General features: G+C 66.8%; 15 protein-coding genes, 2 tRNA genes and 1 riboswitch. Of the genes, 7 read left to right on the forward strand and 10 right to left on the reverse strand.

All coding sequences use genetic code 11. The features are described from left to right. Window positions 1-361: 361 nt before the first annotated feature. Window positions 362-438: transfer RNA gene (locus RVX_RS16235), tRNA-Pro, on the forward strand. Window positions 439-576: 138 nt separating this feature from the next. On the opposite strand, the gene RVX_RS16240 is transcribed toward RVX_RS16235, so the two are convergent. Then, on the reverse strand, window positions 577-1,068 hold the full coding sequence (locus RVX_RS16240) for a hypothetical protein (protein ID WP_147307540.1): 492 nt from the start codon (window positions 1,066-1,068) through the stop codon (window positions 577-579). A gap of 320 nt (window positions 1,069-1,388) precedes the next feature. Beyond that, entirely contained in the window at window positions 1,389-1,778 is a 390-nt protein-coding gene (locus tag RVX_RS16245) for a response regulator (protein ID WP_116307713.1), read from the reverse strand. 53 nt (window positions 1,779-1,831) lie between these two features. Beyond that, window positions 1,832-1,908, reverse strand: a riboswitch (cyclic di-GMP riboswitch). 356 nt (window positions 1,909-2,264) lie between these two features. Between RVX_RS16245 and RVX_RS16250 the strand changes: the two genes are divergently transcribed. Continuing rightward, window positions 2,265-2,687, forward strand: coding sequence for a hypothetical protein (locus RVX_RS16250; RefSeq protein ID WP_116307711.1), 423 nt, complete (start codon window positions 2,265-2,267; stop codon window positions 2,685-2,687). 230 nt (window positions 2,688-2,917) lie between these two features. Here the strand turns inward: RVX_RS16250 and RVX_RS16255 are convergent, their stop codons facing one another. Both RVX_RS16255 and RVX_RS16260 read right to left on the reverse strand, forming a co-directional pair. After that, the gene (locus RVX_RS16255; protein ID WP_230404762.1) at window positions 2,918-3,526 is read right to left on the reverse strand and encodes an HD domain-containing protein; all 609 of its coding nucleotides are present in this window, start codon (window positions 3,524-3,526) and stop codon (window positions 2,918-2,920) included. Window positions 3,527-3,901: 375 nt separating this feature from the next. After that, window positions 3,902-4,366: a hemerythrin domain-containing protein gene (locus RVX_RS16260; RefSeq protein ID WP_116307709.1), complete on the reverse strand. Its 465-nt coding sequence runs from the start codon at window positions 4,364-4,366 to the stop codon at window positions 3,902-3,904. Window positions 4,367-4,892: 526 nt separating this feature from the next. On the opposite strand from RVX_RS16260, the gene RVX_RS16265 reads away from it, so the two are divergent. Further along, window positions 4,893-6,671: a methyl-accepting chemotaxis protein gene (locus RVX_RS16265; protein WP_116307707.1), complete on the forward strand. Its 1,779-nt coding sequence runs from the start codon at window positions 4,893-4,895 to the stop codon at window positions 6,669-6,671. Window positions 6,672-6,767: 96 nt separating this feature from the next. Here the strand turns inward: RVX_RS16265 and ilvN are convergent, their stop codons facing one another. Then, on the reverse strand, window positions 6,768-7,061 hold the full coding sequence (gene ilvN / locus RVX_RS16270) for an acetolactate synthase small subunit (protein WP_116307846.1): 294 nt from the start codon (window positions 7,059-7,061) through the stop codon (window positions 6,768-6,770). A 205-nt stretch (window positions 7,062-7,266) separates the two neighbouring features. Further along, complete coding sequence (gene ilvB / locus RVX_RS16275) at window positions 7,267-9,132, reverse strand: acetolactate synthase large subunit (protein WP_116307705.1); 1,866 nt, start codon at window positions 9,130-9,132, stop codon at window positions 7,267-7,269. Between the two features lie 559 nt (window positions 9,133-9,691). Between ilvB and RVX_RS16280 the strand changes: the two genes are divergently transcribed. Continuing rightward, window positions 9,692-9,767 (forward strand) — tRNA-Thr (locus tag RVX_RS16280). 365 nt (window positions 9,768-10,132) lie between these two features. Next, a complete protein-coding gene (locus RVX_RS16285) occupies window positions 10,133-10,477 on the forward strand; it encodes a PilZ domain-containing protein (protein WP_116307704.1) in 345 nt (114 codons plus the stop codon). A 231-nt stretch (window positions 10,478-10,708) separates the two neighbouring features. Here the strand turns inward: RVX_RS16285 and RVX_RS16290 are convergent, their stop codons facing one another. From RVX_RS16290 to RVX_RS16305, 4 genes are all read right to left on the reverse strand, one after another. Continuing rightward, a complete protein-coding gene (locus tag RVX_RS16290; protein ID WP_116307702.1) occupies window positions 10,709-11,278 on the reverse strand; it encodes a TIGR00730 family Rossman fold protein in 570 nt (189 codons plus the stop codon). 523 nt (window positions 11,279-11,801) lie between these two features. After that, entirely contained in the window at window positions 11,802-12,125 is a 324-nt protein-coding gene (locus RVX_RS16295) for an IscA/HesB family protein (protein WP_116307700.1), read from the reverse strand. A 221-nt stretch (window positions 12,126-12,346) separates the two neighbouring features. Then, entirely contained in the window at window positions 12,347-12,964 is a 618-nt protein-coding gene (locus RVX_RS16300) for a DNA-3-methyladenine glycosylase I (RefSeq protein WP_116307698.1), read from the reverse strand. Further along, window positions 12,961-13,440: a YbaY family lipoprotein gene (locus RVX_RS16305; protein ID WP_116307697.1), complete on the reverse strand. Its 480-nt coding sequence runs from the start codon at window positions 13,438-13,440 to the stop codon at window positions 12,961-12,963. Before RVX_RS16305 ends, RVX_RS16300 begins: the two co-directional genes overlap by 4 nt. 419 nt (window positions 13,441-13,859) lie before the next feature. Here RVX_RS16305 and RVX_RS16310 point away from each other — a divergent pair, with 419 nt between their 5' ends. After that, window positions 13,860-14,936: an iron-containing alcohol dehydrogenase family protein gene (locus RVX_RS16310; RefSeq protein WP_116307695.1), complete on the forward strand. Its 1,077-nt coding sequence runs from the start codon at window positions 13,860-13,862 to the stop codon at window positions 14,934-14,936. Window positions 14,937-15,263: 327 nt separating this feature from the next. Next, the gene (locus RVX_RS16315) at window positions 15,264-16,457 is read left to right on the forward strand and encodes a DegT/DnrJ/EryC1/StrS family aminotransferase (RefSeq protein WP_116307694.1); all 1,194 of its coding nucleotides are present in this window, start codon (window positions 15,264-15,266) and stop codon (window positions 16,455-16,457) included. The last annotated feature ends 5 nt before the right edge of the window (window positions 16,458-16,462 follow it).

Consider the following 16,462-nt stretch of genomic DNA (forward strand, 5'->3'; position numbering starts at 1 on the left):
ATGACGGCCCGGCGGACACGGACCGCGCGGGGGCAAGGGGCGCGTGGGGCATGGTCATGTCGCGCAGGGCAGCGGACAACGGGGCGACGCCATGGCACGCCACGGCTGCCCGTGCCGCCCGTCGCCATTCTACCCGACACGGCCGTGCCTGCAAGGGCATCGTGCCCGTGCACCGCAGGTCATGCCACTGCCATGGCCCCGGCAGCGCGCCGCCATCGTCCTGTCATGCCCCTGGCATTACCCTGCGCCGGCCGCCATCGGCTGCCGCCACCCTCTCCCCCTTCCCGCCTTTTCGCGCACTTTGACCCACTTTCATGTTGACAGCACCGGCCACCGGGGCTACACACCTTTTCTCGCGTGTCGGGATGTAGCGCAGCCTGGGAGCGCACCTGAATGGGGTTCAGGGGGTCGGAGGTTCAAATCCTCTCATCCCGACCAGCTTAGACACGCAAAGGCCGTCGATCGAAAGATCGGCGGCCTTCTTTGTTATCACCAAGCGCAGGGGCTCTCTCCATTTTCTTTTCATTTCAGGGGCAAGAGCTCCGTGTCACAGGCATCCTGATGGCGCAACCTAGGTCACTTTGACGCCACCCCTTTGTTTGAACGCAAATATTTATGGATGCACATATCACCACTTTGGGACGACACCTTGATGACCCCCCCCTTGTTGACAGCCCATAAAGCCCCACCCCCCTGATTTGTATATTTGAAAAACTCATCCTCCTGCAGCAAAGCCCCGCAATTCCCCTGCTCTGTTACGACCGAACTCACCTGCGCGTAGCATGCCCCATTTTTTTTGGAAAAAAAATAATCTACATTGACCGTATCATTTGTCTTTCCATACGTTACGGAGATTAATATGGAATCATTTGACGTTTCTTTGAAATAATTAACATTCGCTCTAAAATTGCTACTGACAGAACTCGCAGTCTCCTCTTCAATAAAAGCATCACATCCCTTAAACCCTACGGAATTTGCAAGCTGTACAACCCCATTTTGTCCTGCTTCTGCCGTCAAAAACCCTGACAACAATATCGCCAAAAGAAAACAAACACTTTTTAAAAACACGCTGTCCCCCTTATTTATTGCACACAACGGCTATACATAAATCAACGACCATCCAAAACAAAAAGATTCACAGCTATTCACTGCGACAACTGCGACACATATAACACCGCGAGCCTTTCTGCACATCTACCAGTCCTCTCGCTCACTGATTTGCCCAGACCCATGATGTTGGAGAATCTGCGCATATAACCACCCCTGCGAAAATAAAACCCTGTCGCCGCAACCGCAACTCCATCGCCAAATGCTGACGAAGTGGGCAGGGCGACTCCCCTGCTTCCGGTGGCGGGGACATATCGACGGCCTGGAATAGCCGCCCCCGCTCAACTGAACCGCGCAGTGACCTGCTTGCCCATGCTCAACACGCAATAGGCGATGCAGCTCACGGATTCGGCGGTCAGGCGCACGCTGTCGTGCCGGGCGCAGGCGGCGGCATGATCGGCGGGGGCGGACTGGCAACTGCGTGTCATCAGCAGTGAAGGCACGCCGTTTCTGGTAAGACTTTCATGCAAGGCGTCGCGGTCGGCGTCGTGCTCCATGGATGCCGTGTCCACCAACGCAAAGTCGAAGCAGTGCGTCTCCAGCGCGGGCAGGGCATCTTCCACCTTGCGCACCACGAAGGCTTCCGCGCCACGCTTGCGCAGCTCCCACTCGCACATGAAGGCGGACATGGGATTGCGGTCGACCACAAGGACAAAAACGCCCGTCAGCATATCCCCCCCAAGGGATCATTGCCACGGGCCGTTCGGACGCACTGCCTTCCGGTGCAGGCAACCCGGCTGTCTCTGCGCGAGATCCGTGGCTTTCCGTCCCCGCCTCGCGGCGGGTTTGGCTTTCTCTTGAGTATAGGAGTGAACCAGCATGCAGGATGTGTCAATGCGCTGCATTGAGCGTACAACCATTGACGACAGTTCTTGTAAAATCATTTCAGTGGATTCGCACACCCCCACCATGTTCCCCCCGCGCACCCTACCCATAAAATACAGGTTTCGCCCATAGGCAAGGGCGGCATTGCATGGCCCCCGTAATGGAGGGCACGCGGTCGCCGCCGTACCCCTGCTCCCCTTCGCTGGCAAGTTCCCCACGGCCTTGCCGAAGCCCGCGCATTGGGGCATGCCCCAGCTGTCGGCAGCCGCGTTCCCCCGCGTGCGCGGCCACGCCCTTCATCCCTTCGCCCGGCACGCAGCCCAGGAGGCCGCATGTTTTCACCCGCCACCGCCACGCTGTTCTGGTGCGCGCTGTGCGCCGCCGCCATCGCCAACGGCGCGGCGCGCGAACTGTGGCTTGTGCCGCACCTGGGCGTGGGCGCGGCCCACGTGGTCAGCACGCTGCTGCTCTGCGGGGTGATCTGGCTGGCCGCCCTGCTCTACGCGCGGCGCAAGGGCGCGGCACAGGGCGCGCGGGCCATGTGGGCCACCGGCCTGTACTGGACGGCGCTGACCGTGGCCTTCGAATTCCTGTTCGGGCACTACGTGGCCGGGCACCCGTGGCAACGGCTGCTGGCGGACTACGACCTGACGGCCGGGCGGGTGTGGGTGCTGGTGCCGGTGGTGCTGGCCACGGGGCCGCGCCTGGCGCTGTGGCGTCTGCAACGCCGGGGATGGGCGAAGCGCGGGGCGTAGGCGCGTTCGCCGCTCCGGCGCTCCGGCCTTGGGTAACGGGAGGGGTGACGGGCGTGACGGCTGGGACGGGGCGAGGCGGAACGAAACGCCCGCAAGCCCGTGGAACAGGCCCTGCGGTCTGGGGGCCGCCCATGCGGGGGCGGCGCATGCGGAATGGGCCGCCGCAACAGCTCCCACGCGGCAGGATGCTCGCCGGGGCCGCGCGCAATGGCCGCCCGGCACGAACCGGGCTATTCCGCGCCGTCGCCGCCCTGCCGCTGGCGGGCCAGCCGGGCGGTGTCCACGTCCACCAGCGCGCGCAGCGCGGCCAGCAGCGGGTCCGCATCGGTCTGCGCCCGGCCGTACCCAAGGTTGAAACGGTAGTCGAACCCGGCCGGGTTCGCGCCCTGGGTGTGCTGCAACAGCGTCTCCAGCTTGTCCAATCCCTTCACCAGGCGTGCCTCTGGCGTGGATGCCGCGTCGTACTCATCCCACAGCGCCACGATGTCGTCGCGGGCGGGCCCGGACAGATCGCCGAGCAGGGTCAGCAGGTCGCGCCGCTCGTCGTCGGCCTTGCCGTGGCCGGGGGACTGCTCCACGGCGGGAATGTCGCCGTTCAGCGCCTCGCCCAGGTCGTGCACCACGCACATCCGCAACACCCGTTCAAAGTCCAGGTCCGGATATTCCGGGCGCACCAGCATGGCCAGCAGGCACAGCCGCCAGCTGTGCTCGGCCGTGCTTTCGTGCCGCCCCTGCGTGGTCCACGCGCAACGGGTGGTGTCCTTCAGCCGTTCCGCCCGGCGCAGAAAGCCCAGCAGCCGGGCGGCCGCATCGGGCGGCATGCCGGGGGTGGGTGCCATGTCCGGCGACGTGTCCGGTGACGTATTCGGGGACGCATCCGCTGCCGCCCCCCCAAACGGGTGCGCAGACGGGCTCCCAGACGGACGCGAAGGCACGGGGGATTCGCCGTTCCGGCCAGCGGCGGGGCTGGCGGATGCGGGGCTGCAAGGCATGGCGGGCAAGGCGTCGCGGGGCATGGGTGGTTCCTTTCACGGGCTGCGGCATGGCGCGGCATGCGCCGCCGCCCCCGGCGCGCCGGAAGGGCGCGGGTCATTCCCATACCCCGTCGCCCGTCCCGCCGCAACGACGCCTGTGCGCTCCGGCCAGCCGGTGCGCCGCCGATCCAGTCCGACGCGCCGGTTCGCCCAGTTCGCCCGGTGCGCCAGACTGCGCCGCTAGACCGCCCGGGCCTTCTCGTAGGCGGGGTACAGGCGGCTTTCCTCGCGCTGGATGCGCAGCTTGAGGGCGATGATGATGCGCCCCAGCTCCCGCGCGAAATCCAGCCCGCCAGCGTCGCCGCGCCCGGCATCGGCGTCGTACCGGGCGAAGAAGTCCAGCAGCCCGCCCGAAATGGACTGCATCTCCGTGGCGAAGTCGTCGGCCACATGGCCAAGGTCGGCCTGTCCGCTCTGCCCGGCCTGCCCGGCCGCACCCCGCGCGCCGGACTGCCGCAGCGCGGGATAGAGCATGGTGTCTTCCTTGCGCAGGTGGCGGGTAAGCAGTTCCTTGCAGGTGAACAGGCAGCGGCGGCCTTCGGCGGTGCCCAGGCCCAGGCGGCGGGCTTCTTCCAGGGTATCCAGCAGGCGCTGGTGGTCGTCCTTCAGGTCGCTGATGAACTGGCTGGTGGTGATGGGGGCCATGCTATTTCTCCTTGCTGGATGATCTGTGCGGTTCGTGGCGCGCCGCGCGGCGGCGCATGACTGCGGACCGGCGGGCCCAGGCAGCGGGGCGCATTCCGCCGCCTCCAGCCAGATCATAAACATGGCGCATTCCCCTAACGTGAGCGACGTCACATCCGATAAAGAGAGTACCAACTTTTCCGCAGCGGCCTGATCATGCAGCGGCGGACACCGCGACAACACGGCGCGGGCACGCAGCCCAGAACCCGGCGTGCGCGAAACCGGCAAGACGGCAAGAGCAGCCGACGACTGCAACCAGAGACAACAAAAGCCCGCCCGCCCGGATTGAAGCTTCGCAGCATGGCATGCGCCCGGCAGACACAATCAAAAGAACCGATACAGACAAGGCCGCCGCAAGAAACCCGTACCGCGTGGCCCAAGACTTCTTTGGTTCATCAACCCCCGTTGTTTATACTTGCGCACGGCCCGCAATCTCGTGCTAGACTGTCGCCAACCCCTCACCACTCCACAACCCGCGAGGCACGCCATGAAATTTCTCCGCCAGTTCGGCATCACCACCCGGCTTGTCGTCCTTTCATTGCTGGCGTTCGTGTTCATCGGCGCGGCCGGTGCAGCCGGGTGGATGGGGGCGCGCACCATCCAGGAAAACCTGCAGGACATCTTCACCATTCGCCTGCCGGGCCTGAACTACCTGATACAGGCCGACCGCGACCTGCAACAGTTGCTGGTGGCGGAACGCTCGCTGCTGTTCGCGGACCCGGCGGACAAGAAGACCATCGAACGGCTGGTGAAGGAGTATGAGACCAACCTGAAGCAGTCGGACGAGCGCTGGAACAAGTACAAGAACCTGCCTGCAGACCCCGCCGCGAAGCCGCTCATCCCGCAGTACGACGCGGCCCGCGCCACATGGATGCCCTTGTCGCGCGCGGTGGTTGACGCCGCCCTGTCCGGCGACCCGGCCGCGCGCCAGAAGGCCGCCGCCAGTTCGCTGGGCGATGTGGGCGTGAAGTTCGAGGCCATGCGCGAGGTCATCAACCAACTGACCGAAATCATCGAAAGCGCGGCCAAGGCCGACAACGCAGAGGCCGACGCCAGCTACACCGCCACCACGTTCCGGCTGGCCGTAGCCACCGGGCTGGCGCTGCTGGTGCTGGCCGGGTTCGCCGCCGCCATCACCCTGTCGGTCACCGTGCCGCTGAAGCGCACCGTGGCCTTTTCAGAGGCCGTTTCTCGCGGGGCGCTGGATGAACGCCTGGCCGTGGACGCCCGCGATGAGGTGGGCGTGCTGGCCGACTGTCTGTGCCGCATGGTGGCCGCGCTGAAGGAAAAGATTGGCGAGGCCGACGCCCGGTCCTCCGAGGCCCGCGCCGAATCGGAACGGGCGCGGCAGGCCACGGTCGAGGCGGAAGCGGCGCAGAAGCGCGCGGAATCGGCCAAGCGAGAGGGCATGTTGCAGGCGGCGGACACCCTGACCGGCATTTCCGGCGTGCTGGGGTCTGCCTCCGAGGAATTGGCCGCCCAGATCGAGCAGGCCAGCCGGGGTGCGGAACACCAGATGCAGCGTGTTTCCGAAACCGCCACGGCCATGGAGGAAATGAACGCCACGGTGCTGGAGGTGGCGCGCAGCGCCGGTGAGGCCGCCGGGTCATCCGAAGGCGCGCGCGACAAGGCCGTGAGCGGTCAGGACGTGGTGCGCCAGGTGGTGGCGGGCATCGGCCAGGTGCAGCAGACCGCCGACCAGCTCAAGAGCGACATGGGCGAACTGGGCCGCCAGGCCGAGGACATCGGACGGGTGATGACCGTCATCAACGACATCGCCGACCAGACCAACCTGCTGGCGCTGAACGCGGCCATCGAGGCGGCCCGCGCCGGTGACGCCGGGCGCGGCTTTGCCGTTGTCGCCGACGAGGTGCGCAAGCTGGCCGAAAAGACCATGCTGGCCACCAAGGAAGTGGGGCAGGCCATCGCGGGCATCCAGAACGGCACCCGCCGCAACGTGGGCCACGTGGACGACACGGTGCGCCACGTGCAGGAGGTGACCCGCCTGGCCACGGAATCTGGCGAGTCGCTGGGGGTCATCGTGAACCTGGCGGCCGCCGTGTCGGACCAGGTGCGGTCCATCGCCACGGCCAGTGAGGAACAGTCCGCCGCCAGCGAGGAGATCAACCGGTCCATCGAGGACATCAGCCGCGTTTCGGCCGAATCGGCCGAGGTGATGCGCCAGTCCGCCGCCGCCGTGGCCGACCTGGCCCAGCAGTCGCACGTGCTGCAGGAGCTGATCCGCAAGATGCGCGAAGAGGGGTAGGTTTTTTTCGCAACAGCGACAGCGAGGCGCCCTTCCGCGTCCCGCCAGGGCAAATGCCCTGGCGGGACGCGTCATTTCCCCAAGGGGACGGCCCGGCTACCCGGCGGTTTCGCGCTCCCAGGCGGCCATGCAGTCCGCCAGCCGGGCAAAGGCCTCGCCCCCGGCGGGCTGGCGGCGCACGTCCAGCACGTCGTGCAGCTTGCGCACCTGGCGCACCATCTGCTCCAGCCGTTCGTCATCCACCACCAGCAGCCAGATGCGGCTCACCTCGCCGCCGTTCACCGGGGTGCACAGGATGGCCTCTACGTTGAACGCCCGGCGGGCGAACAGCCCGCACACGTGCGACATGACGCCGGGGTGGTTGTTCACCACCAGGCGCAGGGCCACCAGCGGCCGGGCATCCGCCGAGGGACCGGGAACCGGACCGGGCGCGGCGTCAGGCGACGCGGCGGGCGCGCCCCCCGCGCGCAGTTCCACGGGCGCGGAGGCGCAGGCGGGCCACGGCGGGTCCGCCAGAACTGGCGGAACGGGCGGAACGGGCTGGCCAGACGAGCCGGACAGGCCGGACAGGCCGGACGGGGAGTGACGGGCGGCATCAGGCGTGGACATGGCGACCTCCGGAGGTGGCGGCGATAGTGGTGGCGGCATCGTCAGGCTCGGTTGCGTTGGCGGCATCCGCCGGGGCATTGGCGGCGTCCGCCGGTTCCGGCTCGCCGCCGATCATTTGCAGGTTGTCCGCCCCGGGCGGCACCATGGGGTACACGTTGGCCTCGGCGGGCACGGTGACCCGGATCAGGCACGGACCCGGCGCGCGCAAGGCGTGGGCCAGGTCGCGCAGGGGGTGTGCGCTGGCGTCCAGGTCCACGGCGGGCACGCCGAACCCTTCGGCGATGCGGGCAAAATCCACCTTCACCCGGTAGCCGCTGGCCACCAGCCGCCCCTCGTAGAACAGTTCCTGCTGCTGACGCACCAGGCCCAGGGCGTTGTTGTCAGCCAGCAGGATCTTGACGTTCACGCCTTCTTCGGCGGCGGTGGCCAGTTCCTGGATGTTCATCTGCAGGCTGCCGTCACCGGTGAAGCACAGCACCGTGGCCTCGGGCCGGGCCAGCGCCGCGCCGATGGCCGCGGGCAGGCCGAAGCCCATGGTGCCCAGCCCGCCGGAGGTCAGCCAGCGGCGCGGACCGCGCAGGGGATAGGCCTGGGCCGTGCGCATCTGGTGCTGGCCCACGTCGGTGGCCACGATGGCGTCGTGGTCCACGGCGTCGGCGGCGCAGCGGATCAGCCCGTAAGGGGTGCGCGGGTCTTCCGCGCCGGGCATGACGAAGGGGTGGCGGCGGCGGCATTCCTCCACCCGGGTCAGCCACGCCTCGCGCCCGGCTTCCGCGCGGGGGCGCAGCAACGGCAGCAGCTCGGCCAGGGCCAGGCCCACGTCGCCGGTGATGCCGCAGTGCACGGGCAGTATCTTGTCCAGTTCGCTCTCGTCGATGTCGATATGGATGATGGTGGCGTCCGGACAGAAGCGCTCGGCCTTGCCCACGGCCCGGTCGTCGAAGCGCGCCCCGGCCACCAGCAGCACGTCGCATTCGGCCAGCAGCAGGTTGGTGTGCCGGGCGGCGTGCATGCCCAGCATGCCGAGGGAAAGGGGGTGCCCGGCAGGCATGGCACCCAGGGCCATCAGGGTCATCACCGTGGGCAGCCCGGCCCGTTCGGCAAGCTGCACGGCCATGTCCGACGCGCCGGAGGCCACCACACCTCCGCCCAGGTAGAGCATGGGACGCCTGGCGGCATTCAGCAGCGCGGCCGCACGGGAAATGTCCGCCGGGGCCGGCGCGGGGGGCGGCGCGGGCAGGCCCGGCTGCGGCGGGTTGTCGAACACCGCCGGGTCCACCGGGGCCATCTGCACGTTCTTGGGAATGTCCACCAGCACCGGGCCTGGGCGACCGGACGCGGCGATGCGGAAGGCGGCGGGGATGACCTCGGCCAGTTCGTCCACCGAGCGCACCAGAAAGTTGTGCTTGGTCACGGGAATGGACATGCCGTAGATGTCCACCTCCTGGAAGGCGTCCGAACCCACCAGGCCCAGCGGTACCTGCCCGGTGATGCACACCACGGGCACCGAGTCGAGCTTGGCGTCGGCGATGGCGGTCAGGGTGTTGGTGGCCCCGGGGCCGGACGTGGCGAAGAACACGGCGGGCCGCCCCGTGACGCGGGCCATGCCCTGGGCCATGAAGCCCGCGCCCTGCTCGTGCCGGGCCAGCACGTGGCGGATGGACCCGGCGCGGCCAAGGGCGTCGTACAGGGGCAGGTTGGCCCCGCCGGGAATGCCCGCGATGACGTCGATGCCCTGACGCTCCAGCAGGCGGATGACGAAATCCGCGCCGTTGGGCTGGCGTTTTCGGGGGGTGGATGCGGCGTCCGGTGCGATGCCGGAACCGGCCGTTGACTGGCTGTGGGCTGACATGTGCGCTCCTCCTGATATCCGGGCCGATGCCGGAGGAGGATGCGCCCTTCCCGCCAGGTGCGGAAAACGACAACCCCCGCCGGCTCGCGCCGACGGGGGTTGGACTGTTCTCTGCTGCTGAGACCTGCCCCGGCTACGGCGCGACGCGACGTACTACGCGTACGACGACCGCTACGAATACCGGGGCCTGTAGGCCCGTGGCGTTCGGAAGTGCGGTGGCTGCGGTGCGGCGCATGGGGCTGTTGTCCTTGCGTTGGAGATGCGAAGAAAACCTGGAAGACTATGGGTACCGCAATGTATGCATCAGTCCGCGCGGGAGGTCAAGCGGCTCGATATAGATTGGTTGACCGAACAATGCAGAGGCGCAACGGCAACCCGCCCGCCGCGCACAAGGCCCGCACCTGACGGGCCATACGGAGCAGGCGGAACACACGCAGCAGACGTGCACGCCATTCCCGGCCCCGCTCTTGACGCCGGTGGCGAAACAGGCTAGTCAACCGTCCGCCGCACGCGACGGGCCTTTCGTGCCCCGCAACCCTGCGGCATCATGCGACAGCATGCCCTTGTAGCTCAGTCGGTAGAGTGCGTCCTTGGTAAGGACGAGGTCAGCAGTTCAATCCTGCTCAAGGGCTCCATTTCGGGCCGCCGGGAAACCGGCGGCCCGGCTTTGTTTTTGGGTTGCCGCCCGCCGGACGCCCGCTGCCCAATGCCCGGCCAAGCAGCGCGGGGGGTTGGCGGCGGGGCATGATAACCTGCGCGCGCGACGCCGTTGGGGGCGTCTTGCCCATTGCCCGCGCGGGCGACACGTCATACCATATCAGTACACGGTGGCTCCCGCGCGCTCCATCTCATCCCGTCCAGCCCTGCCCCACCGGGGCGCATCACCTGCCGACCCGCGTTGCCCCCCTGCCAGCCACCCGTCGGCTCACGGTCGACAGATCCACACGCGCACGCACGCCGCATCACGCGGCGGCGGGCCGTCAGCACGGAGGGACACGCCATGAAGAATCCCAAGGAAGACCGCAGGGCATATTTCCGCATTGATCTTGCGTCCGCCGAATACGACTACCCGTGCCGCATCCTCTACGGTGAGCACGAGTACAAGGCTCGGTTGCTGGACGTAAGCACCGGCGGTGCGCGCCTGCTGGTGTACGGCGGCGGCGCGGACCTGGGCGGCGCGGGCAAGGGCATGTATCTGCACTCCACGGTGAACGAGCCGGGCCACCTGCACAACATCCCCTACCACACCCGCTGGTACCGAGGGAACGAAATGGGGGTGGAATTCAATCCGCCCCTGGGACCGGGCCGCGAGGAAATGCTGCGAGCCATGGCCCGCTGCCACTGACGGGACGCGAAAGAATTTGACCCAACGGCTGACGCACACCGGACGCAAGACGACACACGGACCGCACACTCGCCACGCACAACGGCCCTGCTGTCCCCCAAAAAGGGGACGACAGGGCCGTCTTTCGTGCGGTTCGCCCCGGAAACGGCGCGTGCGCCCGGGCGCATGGTCAGGATCAGGCGGCGGGGCGACGGCGGAACGGGTGGGAGCCGGGCGTGGGTCGGGGCGGGGTTACAGCCCCCACTTCTCCACGGTCACCGGGGTATAGGCGCGCATGGCAGCCACCAGGTCTGCCGGGTCCGCATGGGCCATGACCATGGTCCTGTGCCCCACGGGCAGAAAGCGTTCCTCGATCATGTGGTCGATCATGCCGAAGAACGGCCCGTAAAAGCCGCCCACGTCCAGCAGACCGATGGGCCGCGCGGGCGGATAGAGCTGACCTTCCACCCAGATTTCAAACAATTCCTCCAGCGTGCCGATGCCGCCGGGCATGGCCACGAAGCCCTCGGCCAGTTGGGCCATGCGGGCCTTGCGGCTGCGCATGTCGGGCACCACGTCGTGGCTGGTCAGCCCTTCGTGCAACTGGCCGCCCTCCACCAGCCTCTCGGTGATCACGCCGTGCACCTGGCCCCCGGCGCGCAGGGCCGCATCGGCCACCACGCCCATGAGCCCCTTGGTGGTGCCGCCGTAGACAAGACGGATGGACTGCGCCGCCAGCGTCTGCCCCAGGGCCACGGCGGCCTTCAGATAGTCGTCGCCCCTGCCGAAATTGGAGCCGCAATACACGGCGATGCTGCGCATGGCGAATGTCCCTCTCTGTCGCGTGCTCGCGGCAATGCAATGATGGTCCGATGCAGTGACGTTGCTGCCGGGCGGCGCACCCACGCACGCCCGCAAGGGCGGTTTCCTACCCCCGTGCGGCGCGGTGTGCAAGGGCGGAAAGGGCCACCGCCCAGAACGGGTTCTTCCGACCCCAAGGGCGGCATGAGTGCTGGCCGATACGCCCGGAAGCGTGGCCGTGTCTTCCCCATCCCTCTGAAAACAACACGGAGCCGGACAGACATCCGGCTCCGCACATGTTCTTCATGCCAAGACAGAAACAAACGTGATCTCGCGCTGGGGCGCGACGGGATTTTCGTTCTCCGGCTATGCGAAGCGATCAGCCAAAAGGCAGAGCACCAAGGGCTGCTCCCAAATTAGGATTTTCGTCCGTTGGCAAGGAAAACAAGCCTGCCATGAGGGAGTATACTCTTATCGTATTCGACCGACATGGCAGGCGAAGCTTGACGAAGCCAACGGGAAAAAGGACGGTTTGCAGTCGGCCCTAGCCGCAGCAGCTGCTCGAGCTCCCGCACCCGCTGCACCCCCCGCCACCGCCGCCGAGCTGCACTTCGGAGGTCACGGAAAAGCCCATGGAGCCAAGGTCGATGCTGATGGCGCCGGACTGCTCCAGCAGCCCGCCGTTGACGCAGAAGGTATAGCCGCTGGGTTCGAACACCTTGTCCTCTTCACCCGGCTCGTCCAGGGCCAGGGCCAGGCGCGGGCCGCTGCAGCCGCCGGGGGCCAGGTACACGCGAATGGGGCTGCGTTCCTTGTCGGAAAAATAGGCATCCAGTTCCGTGCGGGCACGGTCGGTAAGCGTAATCATAAATCTCACTGACTCCTTGGTGTTGATATAGATAAAATCGATACGAATAATTATAGGCATCAATTTCCGCACTGGCAAGAAGCAGCGCCCGGCCTTCTCCTGCCGCACGCACCCATCCCCTTGCCGCACAAGCCAGCGCGCGTTCAGGCCCGATGCATTCCACGCCTGCCGCCCGGCCCGCCGCGCCCGCCGCGCCCATCGGGCCAGCCGACCCAGCCAGATCAGCCCCGGCGCGCCGCCGCCACTTCGGCGTGGCGGAAACAACTGGTCAGGTGATCGTTGACCAGCCCCGTGGCCTGCAAATGGGCATAGATCACCGTGGACCCCACGAACTTGAAGCCCAGCCGCTTCAGCTCCTTCGATACCGTGTCCGAGAGCGGCGTGGTGGCGGGCACCTGCGACAGTTCACGCCACTGGTTGCACACCGGGCGGCCGTCCACGAAGTTCCAGATGAACGCATCGAAGCTGCCGTGGCGGGCCTGCACGTCCAGGAACAGTTGCGCGTTGCGCACGGCCGCCTCCACCTTCAGGCGGTTGCGCACGATGGAGGCATCGCCCAGCAATCGCTCCACGTCGGCCGGGGTGAACCGGGCCACCACCGCGGGGTCGAACCCGGCGAACAGGCGGCGATAGCCTTCGCGCTTGCGCAGGATGGTCAGCCACGAAAGCCCGGCCTGGGCCGCTTCCAGCACCAGGAATTCGAAATGGATGCGGTCGTCGCGCACGGGCACGCCCCACTCGGCATCGTGGTAGGCTATTTCTTCCGGCGTGCGCGCCCACGGGCAGCGTGCCACGTCGCCCCGCGCGTCCACCGCAGCCGCCGTGGCCGCCGCGCTCATCGGGCCATCTCCAGCACCAGTTCCTTGTAGGCCGGGTTGCCGTGCGTCAGCACGTACTGCGGCGCGGGGGTGCGAAACCACACCCGGCCCGTGCCGCCGCCCGTGGCGGGCTCGTACAGGGTGGCCTCGACCACGTAGTTGCGGCGCTGGTCGATGCGCGCAGCGTCAAAGTCGATGCGGTACGGCGCGGGCGCCCGCACCGGCGCGGGCAGTTCCACGCGGGCCAGTTCCACCCCGTCACCGCCATCGGTCACGTCCAGCAGGCGCACCTCGCCCTGTACGTTAAGCGGCAGCAGAATGCGCTGGCGAAAGCTCACCGTGCCGCTCAGCGTGGCCAGCGCGCCGGGCCGGTACAGTTGCAGCTTCTCGCTGCACCCGGCCAGCAGCGCCGCCAGCACCAGCAGCGTCACCAGCGCCGAAAGCCCGCACGCGGCGGACCGAGTGCGCCGGGTCATGGTCTTGCCGTCGTCGTTCATGCATCCTCCCCGATGACTGTTGAATGTTCCATTCCACCACTCCCCTGCCATACCCGCGCGGCCAAAGCCAGCATTGTGCGGCGCACCGGCCTCTTTTCCATTGACTTTGGCACGCCGAATCCTTACTGGTGCATCCGTCGCGAGTCCCATTCACTCCGTTCCGCCGGGCACCCCCGGCGGCAGCACGCGGCCACACCCCGCCCGGCACCGCCGGTCACCCCCCATGCATACCCCCGCTTCGCCCTGCCTTCTCCACGCCTCCGGCCCGCCGGGTGGCACCTTTACGCACGCCGCACCGCCGGGGCATTTCCCCGGCTAACCGCCTGTTCCACATATTTCCGGACATCTTGCCCGCCCCCGCGAATACGCCTAGAATGCGTAACGCGGCGCACCTTCCGCACAACCCCCAGGAGACCACCATGTACCGCAATACCAAGAACGTTCCCTTCTACATCCTCGGCAAGGGTTCCTTCGCCCAACTGGGCGATCTTGTGGACGCGCGCCGCGCCGCCGTGGCCGGCCCCGCCGTGTTCTTCGTGGACCACTACTTCCGGGGCCGCGAGCTGGAAGGCCGCCTGCCCAAGAAGGACGGCGACCTCGTGCTGTTCGTGGACACCACCAACGAACCCACCACCGAACAGATCGACGACTTTGCCGCCGCCGTGCGCAGCCACGACAACCGCCTGCCCTGCACCGTCGTGGCCATCGGCGGCGGGGCCACCCTGGACGTGGGCAAGGCCGTGGCCAACATGCTCACCAACCCCGGCCAGGCCGCGGACTACCAGGGCTGGGACCTGGTCAAGAACCCCGCCCCGCACAAGATCGGCGTGCCCACCCTGTCCGGCACCGGGGCCGAATGCTCGCGCACCTGCGTGCTGCTGAACGCCAAGCGCGGCATCAAGCTGGGCATGAACAGCGACATCACCATGTACGACCAGCTGCTGCTGGACCCGGAACTGACCCGCACCGTGCCGCGCGACCAGTACTTCTACACCGGCATGGATACCTACATGCACTGCATCGAATCGCTGCGGGGCAGCTACCGCAACGTCATCGTCGATGCCCTGGCCCAGAAGGCCGTGGACATGTGCGAGGAAATCTTTCTCTCCGACGACATGATGGCCGAAGAGAACCTGGAAAAGATGATGATCGCCTCGTATCTCGGCGGCATGAGCGCCGGTAACGTGGGCGTCATCCACCCCATCTCCGCCGGCCTCTCCGTGGTGCTGCACACCCACCACGGCATCGCCAACTGCTACGCCCTCAGCGTGCTGGGCGAATTCTACCCCGAAGACTACCCCAAGTACGCCCGGATGATCGAACGCCAGGGCGTCAACCTGCCCAAGGGCCTGTGCGCCAACCTCTCCGACGACCAGATGAAGGCCCTGGTGGCCTCGTCCGTGGTGCACGAAAAGCCGCTCATCAACGCCCTCGGCCCCGACTTCCGCAAGATCCTCACCGACGAGAAGGTCATCTCGCTGTTCAAGGCCATGTAGGGCCGCCTTTCCGGATTCTGAAAGAAAAGCATAACCGGGGGAAGGGACCCTTTGGAAAGGGTCTCCTTCCCCCGGCCCCCATCCCCCCAAACTTTTTAATTGGGGTAGATGGGCGAATGGGAACAAGCCGCCCCGAAAATGGCGTACACCACGCGCGAGGCGACGCGGCACCCACCACACCCACCCGCCTCCTGACCGATATCCGTTCCGGATCGCACGCAGTGCGAACCGGAACGGCATGAGGGGTCAAGGGGTCGCGGACCCCTTGCGGGGGTACGGGGGCAGCGCCCCCGTTCTCAACACCTTGCGTTGCAGGAGCATGGACAGATGGATATCAAGGTGAATTTCAGCGGCCGCGCCCTCTACTACACGGAGGACGAGATTGCCGTGGTGGCCGAGGCCATGCGCACGGCCGAGACCCTGACCCAGGGCCGGTACATGCAGGAGTTCCAGCGCAAGTTTGCGGACTACCTGGGCGTGGAGCACTGCTTTGCGGTGATGAACGGGGTGTCGGCGCTGGAGTTGTCGGCGCAGCTGTGTCGGTTCAAGCCAGGCGACGAGGTGGTCATTCCCTCGCACACGTTCACGGCGTCGGCGTATCCGTTCCTGAAGAAGGGCGCGAAGCCGGTGTGGGCGGACATCGACCTGAAGACCCGCGTGGTGACGGCGGAAAGCATCGAAAAGGTGCTCACCCCACGCACCAAGGCCATCGTGGTGGTGCATCTGTACGGCTATGTGGCGGACATGCCCGCCATCATGGAGCTGGCGCGTTCGCGCGGCATCCTGGTGGTGGAGGACACGGCCCAGTCGATCGGCGCGGACGTGGACGGCAAGATGTCCGGCAGCTTCGGCGACTTCGCCATCTACTCCTTCCACTCGCACAAGAACCTGACCACGCTGGGCGAGGGCGGCATGCTGGTGGTGCAGGACCCGGAACTGGCCAGGCTGGTGCCCGGGCTGCGCCACAACGGGCACTGCGGCTTCGACTACGAGCGGCCCGACTACTGGGTGCCCGCCATGGGCAACGTGGACATGCCCATGATCGACGGCGAGATGCTGTGGCCCAACAACTACTGCATCGGCGAGATCGAATGCGCGCTGGGCATCAAGCAGCTGGAGCGCATCGACCGCATCAACGCCGAAAAGCGCGAACGCGCCGTTCGCTTCATCGACGCGCTGGCCGACTATCCGGAGCTGGAGTTCCACCGGGTGGACACCACCCGGCACAACTACCATCTGCTGGCGGCCCGCATGACGGGGAACGACTCGGCCAACAAGCGCGACGCGTTCATCCGCACCATGTTCAACGACAAGGGCGTGAAGTGCGTGGTGCAATACTACCCGCTGAACCGCTACCCGTTCTACCAGCGCCTGGGCTACGGCGCGGCCGACTGCCCCAATGCGGACACGTTCTTCGACAACATGATCTCCTTCCCCTTCCAGCACTGGCTGACCGAGGCGGAATTCGACTACATGCTCGCCGCCACCAAAGACGTGCTCAACGGGCTGCGCAGGGGTTAGCGGCA

It is taken from the genome of Nitratidesulfovibrio sp. HK-II, from assembly GCF_003402415.2.
Lineage (GTDB): Bacteria > Desulfobacterota > Desulfovibrionia > Desulfovibrionales > Desulfovibrionaceae > Cupidesulfovibrio.